This window comes from Pseudoalteromonas sp. Z1A6 (assembly GCF_011378745.1).
Classification (GTDB): domain Bacteria; phylum Pseudomonadota; class Gammaproteobacteria; order Enterobacterales; family Alteromonadaceae; genus Pseudoalteromonas; species Pseudoalteromonas arctica.
Genome location: NZ_WTKW01000207.1, coordinates 1 through 7,661, shown reverse-complemented (window position 1 = coordinate 7,661; position 7,661 = coordinate 1). Strand labels below are relative to the sequence as shown.

Sequence of the window (7,661 nt, the reverse complement as noted above, 5' to 3'; positions counted from 1 at the left end):
TTAAATATGATTTTTTAGAATTTAACTAGAAATTAAACTAATTAGTTTGTAGCTACTTAGCCCAAAAATTAGGATTAAAACGGGTAGGGTTACCAGGTTTAACACCAAAGAGTTAGTGTAGTTTCCCATAACCCCTTTTTGATTAACCAGCCATACAAGGTAGGTGCTAACAATAGGAAGTAATAACCCGTTAGCCGCTTGCGCGAATATAATCACCGCGACAGGGTCTAAACCGAGTGAGGCAACCGCAGCACCAAACAATAAAATAACAATAGCAACGCCTTTAAAGCGTGCGTTACTCATATCGTTTGACCAACCTAACATGCCACACACAGCATAAGCACCCGCAAGTGGCGCTGTAATAGCACTAGTTAAACCTGCTGCAAACAAGCCAATAGCAAAAAAGTAATGAGCGGCATCACCAAGTAATGGCTCTAGCTGTACGGCCATGTTAGCCGCACTAATTTGCCCCGCATCTGTGCCATAAAATGCAACCGATGCAGTAGATAAAATAGCGAGCGTGATCACACCGCCTAAAGTGATTGATAGGCCTGTATCAACATTTGTTTGTTTAATCACTTTTTGCATGTCGCTGTTACTGTCGTGTCTAGCAGCGAGTACGCCGGAGTGTAAAAATAGGTTATACGGCACAATGGTAGTGCCAACTAAAGCGAGTATGGTTGTAATAGAGCCTTCAGGCATACTAGGAATAAAACCAGCAAATACATCACCCAGTGAAGGCGCTGCCATTACAAGTGTTGAGATAAACACTAAGCTCATTAAAATAACGAGTAAAATTAGCGCGTTTTCAACCACTTTATGTTTGCCGCTATACAGTAAAGCTGCACTAAAAAAAGCAATAAGTGGTGTCCATAGTTGGGAGCTAACTTGAGGGAATATTTCAATTAATCCCATGCTAGCGCCACTTAAGTTACCCGCTTCATAAGCTGCACTGCCCACACCAATCGCGCTAATGACTAAAAATATAGCTAAAGATTTGAATAAGGGCGTTTGAATATGTGCTCTGAGCGCTTGAGCTAAATCTTGCCCGGTAGCAACGCCAAGGCGCGCCGCCATAGATTGTAATAATATAGTGGCAACTACTGAAAACAGTAATGTCCATATAAGTGCAAAACCAAAGTTTGCACCTGCCACGCTGGCGGTAGTAATGGTCCCTGGTCCAATGAAGGCAGCGGTGACGAGCAGTCCTGGTCCTAATCGCATAATTGGCCTTAATAGTGCTATTGCATGTTGCTATTTAAAGTTACATCTAACGTTTAAAACCGATATTTATACGCGATGCCGATTGTGTCATTGCTGCCACTTAAATTAAGTGCCTTGCAGCGACAATCGCCCCTTGGCAGGTTCTCTTTTAACAAGCATATGTTAAAAAAGGTCGCGTAGGATACCAATTTATATATAAATTTAAAGGGGATACAGTGCGTTTGGATAAAGTTTAAGCTAAAAGTGGGTATGAGTAAGTGTTACAAGCTAAGGTTCAAAGTTAAAATAACGCTTGCTGCACAAACAAGCAGGGTATTATATGCAGTAAATTTTAAACGAATATATAAGCCAATCGAGTTAAATAGGTGATGCCGATGTTAATATCAGCATCAGTGTATTTACTTTATTAGCGATTTAATCGCTTCTAAGCCTTTTTTTAGGGTATCTGCATCGGTAGCATAGTTAATACGAATACACTCGTGCTTGTGCGCCCAGCTGTCGTCAATGCCGATAAAAAAGTTGTGACCTGGGATCACATACACGTCTTGCTCTTTAAGCTTTTGATACAATGCCTCGCTTGTCATTTTTGCATCTTTAAACCACAGCCACATAAAAAATGCGCCTTCAACTTTGTGCAAATAAACAGGCAGCTCGGCAAATACTTCATCAAACAATTCAATCGCTATGTGTGCTTTATTACGATAAAAAGGCAGTACAACATTACGGCACAGTGGCAGTAGTTCGTTGTCGTTAATTAAGCGTGTCACTAAGCTTGGGCCAATACTATTTGGCGATAAAACCATGCTGCCGTTTACGCGGCCAATTGCTTTAATAATCTCATTATTAGCAACCACAATACCGCTGCGTAAACCCGGTAGGCCCAGTTTTGAAAGTGACATACATAAAATAATATTTGAGTTCCACGTTAGGTTTGCATCGGTGTAAATACAACCTGGAAACGGATCGCCATATGCGTTATCAATAATGAGTGGAATACCATATTGCTTAGCGAGCAAATCAAGGTGCTTTACTTCATCGTCAGTAATTACATTACCTGTTGGGTTAGTAGGGCGTGATACGCACAGCGCGCTTATGCTGTTGTCGTTTGCTAGTGTTTTTTCAACTGCTTTAAAATCAATGACGTATTTAAACTGTTTTGATGTGCTGCCTGTATTTAAAATTTCGATATCAGGCTTTATGGCAACAAACATATCATCAGATAAACCTTGGTCGGCATAACCTATGTACTCTGGCGCAAGGGGAAATAAAATCTTTTTATGGCTGCCATCCGGCATTTCACCTGCCAACATATTAAACAATACAAAAAAGTTAGCTTGGCTGCCATTACCAAGTGCTACGTTATCGGCGCTAATATCCCATGCGAACTCTTTACTTAGCTGGCCAGCTAATGCAGCTCTAAACTCGTCGTTACCAGTCGGGCCGTCGTAAAGGCCAAATACCTGCGATACCTTGTTACTGGCAACGAGTTTTTGTAATTCACTTAAAAAAACCTCATTTACTTGTGGTACTAATGCGGGGTTACCGCCACCGAGCATAACAATATTAGGATTGTTGCTGTTTTTAGCACCACCTAAATCTTCCATTAACTGAGTAATGCCGTTGGGTTGTGTGAATTTAGTGCCGAAGTTTGAGTAGTTCATAATGCATAGCGTTTGTTAGTAATGGGGAGGGCAGTATAGCGTAAATAAAGGGCTTAAATCCGATGATGAGAATAATTCAATACTTAGCTTAGTAGTTGGCTATGACAATAAAATTTCTATAAAACAAAGGCTAAGTTAAGATTTTTTAACGCCGTATAAAAACTCTTCGCCGCAGTCCATATACAAATCAAATTTGGTCATAACTTTGGTGAACATGGGGGCGTGTAAAAACTCGTTTAACCATGCGCGTACATGCGTGTATTCACTTTGTAAGTACCAATGTTTATCTACACGGGCAAACTGTCTAATAAATGGTAGCAGGGCATAATCGGCTAGACTTTTTTCATCGCCCATTAAGTATTTATGCGTGGTTAGTTTTTCTTCAAATTGCTTAATAAATTCTTCGCAGGCTTTTTGGTAATAAATTTGTGCCATGTCTTTTGTGCGAGCATAAAACTTATACTTTTCAAGCACTGGTTTAAATTTCGTGTCGTTTAGCTTAATTAATTCAAGCATGCGCTCAAGTGCTAATGGGTCTTGAGTATGAAGTAAATTATGCGGATCGTTTTGCTTTAAAGCCCACAGCATAATATCTAGGCTTTCATCTATAACTTGATTATTCGGCAGTAATAAAACAGGCACCGTGCCTTTTGGCGATATTTGCAAAAGATGCGGTGGTTTGTTTTTAGTTTTAATAGCGCGTAGTAGCACGTGTTGCTCTGCCATTAAAATCCCCATTCGTGCACGCATTGCGTATGGGCAGTGTTGTAATGAATATAATAATGGCAGTGTCATTTTATTACTTACCTTAGCTATTTAAGCCTTCAACATATTGCTGACGTGTTTTTACTTTTACCATGTGATTTAACTGATCAGCTGCTTGTGTTTGCCCGCTAATTAAATCTTGAAAATGCGCAAGTAACACGGCTTTATCGAGTTTTTCTTTATCGCCTGAGCCAATGTCGGTTAAATCAATCATGAACTCGTCAAACTTATCGGCGTAATCGGTCACAATATCCATATTTAAAAATTGCTCATGATTATAAATGCTCGGATAGCCGCCTTTTTGTTTATCAATGGCAAAGCTAATGCCTTTAACATTGGTAACGGTTGTTTCTTTTTTACAGCTCAACATACAGCTGGCATCAATACGTGGTTTTTTACAGCCAACGGTTTGCTGGAAAAAACACTGGCGGCTGGTCATCATTAGTATTGGGTGATAAATGCTGTACATCATTTTAAAGTTGTTAGGGCGTTTAATACTGCGCATTTGCTGCTTGTTTATTTCGTTTGAAATAAACGCGCCTTTAGCATTTAAATCCTCTTGTAGCGTTAATAACGCATAAGAGTTTGTCGTATTTAGTAAAGGACCTGCAATCCAGTCAATGCCCATTTGCACTGCTTTGTATGCCACGCCGGTGTTATTACTAATAATAAGTTTAGGTTTCGCCATTTCTAGTAAACGCACGGCTTCGTCAAAGTCTTTACCAATTAACACGGCTGGAAACCACGGAATTAACTGCGGGTGCTCTAAAAATACATTTATGTATTTATCGTTATCGGTTCTAAAGCTTTCAGGCAATTTAAAGTAAATGTCACCGTCAGTTAAATTACATAAGTGAGCGTCTTTTATGTCCGATATTAAAACAGAGAGCGTCGTTTTATTTTCGGCTTTTTCGTGATTCACTAGTTTAGGTAATTCAACAGGGGCGAGTACGTCTTTGCCTTCGTTTAATAAAAACGCGACCTGCTTTTTAATACGCGCTAGCTCTTTAAACGGAATGCTTAAGTTGTCGCCGAGGTTTGTGTAATCCATATTTTTAATTTCAAAATTGGCATTACTAAACGTTTTAAAGCGCTTATCAATGGCAGCAATATCAACAACTGATTTATCAGCGGTATGCATAACCATTTGCGATTGCACTTCAAAGCGCTGAGATTGCTCAGTGTTTAAATTCGCGCTTTCATTTATTAACGAACTATCGTTTTTATCGTTAATAACCAGCGTTACTGTAAATGGCTGATTTAACTGTCCTGAAAATTCAAAACGAAGCTCACGCTTTGAAATATCTAAAAACTCAATTTTCTTTTTAACTAATGAATCAATTTCACTTTTTTGAGTAGAGAGCTCTTGTTGCGCATCGTAAATTTGTACAACCGAAATAGCGTTACTTTTTTCGTTTGCGTGATCAAAGCTATGGTCGCGCGGATTGTCGGTAAACATGTTTTTGGTCATGTCGCCGGTTAAAAACTTATTAGTAAAGTTACGGTTAAAGACTTTATACAAGCTTGAATCGTCTTCAATTAAGTTACCGGTTTGTACAAAGGTATCAATTTGCTTGCGCCAGCTATCAATCACTGTGTGTACGTAGTTAGCGCCCTTAATACGGCCTTCTACCTTTAACGAGTCAACGCCCGCAGCTACCAACTCTGGTAAATCAAAATAGGCTGAATTGTCTTTTAAGTTTAACGGATGCTTGTTACCCATAGCCGTAGGCTCGTATTCGTCACGACATGCTTGTGAGCAACGACCACGGTTGCCCGAGTTACCCACACTTACCGAGCTTGAGTAACATTGCCCTGAAAACGCGATACATAAAGCACCATGTACAAACACTTCGGTTAATACATCGCATTTGTGCGCTACGTCGGTCAATATTTTAATTTCAGTTAAGTTAAGCTCGCGTGATAAATTTACCCGTGTAGCGCCAATGCGCGCTAAAAATTCAACTTGTGATTCGTTATGCGTAGTTAACTGAGTTGATGCGTGAATATGCAAAGTAGGAAAGTGCTTTTTAACAATATTGAACAGCCCTAAATCTTGCACAATAATGCCATCGAGCGTGGTATTTACTAGCTGATTTAATAGCTTAAATAGCGCACCCATTTCATGCTCTAATATAACTACGTTTAGCGTTAAAAATATTTCACAGCCGTATTCATGCGCTAAGCGCAGTGCGCCGTTAAGCTCATCAAACGAAAGATTAGACGCTCGGTTACGTGCATTAAAGGTATCTAACCCACAATAAACCGCATTAGCACCGGCTACAATGGCGGCTTTTACCGCGTTTACATCACCGCCTGGGGCTAATAGTTCAATCTTTCTACTCATTACAACTTCACTTTGCTCATATTTAATTGTCGCGAATTTTATCTGTTTAGGCGCGTTAATGCTATTTATTGAGGGATATAATAAATACATAATTAAAAGACTGTATAAAATTGTAATCAAGCTGACTGATTTATTACGTAAACATGTAATAAAATGATAGTTTATAAGCAAGCTAGACTTTCAACTTTACTTAGGCGATACCCATCAGTAATCAAAATATTAAACAGTTAAATACAGATTTAAACGCTCAAGAAGCTGTAATTACCAACACTCACCTAAAAATAGCCACATTTAACCTGTTTAACTACCTTGAGCCACCCAACGCGTATTATGAGTTTGAGAAAATTTATACCGCGCAGCAGTGGGCTAAAAAGCAGCGTTGGATTGTTGATTACTTAATAGAGCATACCCCTGACGTGATTGGTTTTCAGGAAGTGTTTAGTATTGATTCGTTAAAAGAGTTAGTGGGTGAGCAAGGTTATGATTACTTTGCAGTAGTTGATGAGCCTGAGGTGATTGACGACTTTATTTATAAGCGGCCTGTAGTGGCAATAGCCTCTAAATACCCGATAGTTGAAGTGGCGTCGGTTGAGCATGATAGCGAGCTTGCAAGTGCGCTTGGCCTTAATAGTGAGTTTACTTTTAGTCGCAAGGTATTAAGAGCGACCGTTACTTTGCCGCACATAGGCAATACTGATTGTTATGTGGTGCATTTTAAATCTAAGCGCCCAATGATTAATGTTGATGAGCACAATAAAGAGCTAACAGCCGAGAAAAACATAATAGAGATATTAAAGGCGAATGTAGCGGGCGGCTGGGGCTCAACTATTCAGCGTGGCAGTGAAGCTACATTGCTAATGACACAAATGATTGCTCGACGCGAAGCGACGCAGCAACCGATGGTATTAATGGGAGACTTTAACAATGAACTTGCGGATGGTGTATTAAGTCATTTACTGACAAATACGCTGCGTTTTGCTCCCGCGTTTGATGCTAAAACCTACTTAGCTAAATATTGTTTAAATGACTCGTGGGATTTATTTGTAAAGTTGCAGCTAAGCAATGATAAGGTTACAAGCGACGATCTAATAACAAACGATGTACAAAGTGATTGTGATAGCAATAATAGTGAAGTTATTGATTTAGATGATAAAAGCCAAATAAAAAATACAAAAATAACAAACCCAGCTCCGTTAAGAACGCCTACACATTACTACGGCACTAGCAGCTCTGTACTTGATTACATTTTATTGTCGTGTGAGTTTGACGCTAGTTACGATGACAGCTTTTTTGAAGTAAGCGCTTATAACACTTACGACAGGCACTTAATCAACCCCGAGTACGAGCGTGATGATTTAACTACCGACCATGGTGTTGTTTTAGTTACGCTTAAATTGAGATCATGAACGGTCTTTTATGTATGAATTAACACTAAACCTTGTTTATGGTTGATTACTCTGCAGCAGAACTCACGTGCTAGTGCACGTTCTGAAAAAGCCATATCAATAGTTAAACCAGCATTAAAAGAGCAGCTTTTTTATTAAAGGGTTTAAATACTGTGCCCCTATATTTATTCGGATATTTAAAGAACCTGATACTCTTTTTGGCTTAATCTTATATTTTTGGAGACTAAAAAAATAAGCCGTTTTTGGTAGGGCGTACCT

General features: G+C 39.3%; 5 protein-coding genes. 1 reads left to right on the top strand and 4 read right to left on the bottom strand.

All coding sequences use genetic code 11. From position 1 onward, the window contains the following. Window positions 1–21: 21 nt before the first annotated feature. The 4 genes from GQR46_RS13220 to GQR46_RS13205 form a co-directional block, all read right to left on the bottom strand. Complete coding sequence (locus GQR46_RS13220; protein WP_165741191.1) at window positions 22–1,224, bottom strand: Nramp family divalent metal transporter; 1,203 nt, start codon at window positions 1,222–1,224, stop codon at window positions 22–24. Window positions 1,225–1,622: 398 nt separating this feature from the next. Beyond that, on the bottom strand, window positions 1,623–2,885 hold the full coding sequence (locus tag GQR46_RS13215) for a valine--pyruvate transaminase (RefSeq protein ID WP_165741190.1): 1,263 nt from the start codon (window positions 2,883–2,885) through the stop codon (window positions 1,623–1,625). A 135-nt stretch (window positions 2,886–3,020) separates the two neighbouring features. Further along, entirely contained in the window at window positions 3,021–3,680 is a 660-nt protein-coding gene (locus tag GQR46_RS13210) for a glutathione S-transferase (protein WP_165741189.1), read from the bottom strand. A gap of 13 nt (window positions 3,681–3,693) precedes the next feature. Then, window positions 3,694–5,997: a peptidase U32 family protein gene (locus tag GQR46_RS13205; RefSeq protein WP_165741188.1), complete on the bottom strand. Its 2,304-nt coding sequence runs from the start codon at window positions 5,995–5,997 to the stop codon at window positions 3,694–3,696. A 296-nt stretch (window positions 5,998–6,293) separates the two neighbouring features. Here GQR46_RS13205 and GQR46_RS13200 point away from each other — a divergent pair, with 296 nt between their 5' ends. Then, window positions 6,294–7,403: an endonuclease/exonuclease/phosphatase family protein gene (locus GQR46_RS13200; RefSeq protein WP_165741192.1), complete on the top strand. Its 1,110-nt coding sequence runs from the start codon at window positions 6,294–6,296 to the stop codon at window positions 7,401–7,403. Window positions 7,404–7,661: the final 258 nt, after the last annotated feature.